The 466-nt window shown below is 73.2% G+C and carries 1 protein-coding gene; it reads left to right on the forward strand.

The genetic code is table 11. The features are described from left to right. Positions 1 to 466: hypothetical protein (locus EOD15_RS36160; protein WP_210212232.1), on the forward strand; the 466-nt coding region annotated here is incomplete at both ends.

A 466-nucleotide genomic window follows, 5' to 3' on the forward strand; every position in this document is an offset into this window, starting at 1 on the left:
GCCAGCTCGATGCGCTGGCAGGCGAAGTCGGCGGCATTGCCGGCGATGCCCTGCAGTTCGACGGCACCACCTACAACGCCATCCGCGGCGGCCAGGCCACCCGGATTTCCGGGGTGGCGGACGGCGAGGCTGCCGGCGATGCCGTCAATCGCGGCCAGCTGGATGGCGTGGAAGGGCAGGCCCGGACCGCGCAGCGGACGGCCGACCAGGTGGGGACGGATCTGGCCGCGCTCGATGCCCGCGCGGTGCAATTCGGCGCCGACGGCGCGATCCAGGGCAAGGGCGCACGGCTGGCCAACCTCGGTGATGGCGTGGAGGCGAGCGACGCGGTGACCCGCCGCCAGCTCGATGCGCTGGCAGGCGAAGTCGGCGGCATTGCCGGCGATGCCCTGCAGTTCGACGGCACCACCTACAACGCCATCCGCGGCGGCCAGGCCACCCGGATTTCCGGGGTGGCGGACGGCGA

This window comes from Mesorhizobium sp. M7A.T.Ca.US.000.02.2.1 (assembly GCF_003996995.1).
Taxonomy (GTDB): domain Bacteria; phylum Pseudomonadota; class Alphaproteobacteria; order Rhizobiales; family Rhizobiaceae; genus Mesorhizobium.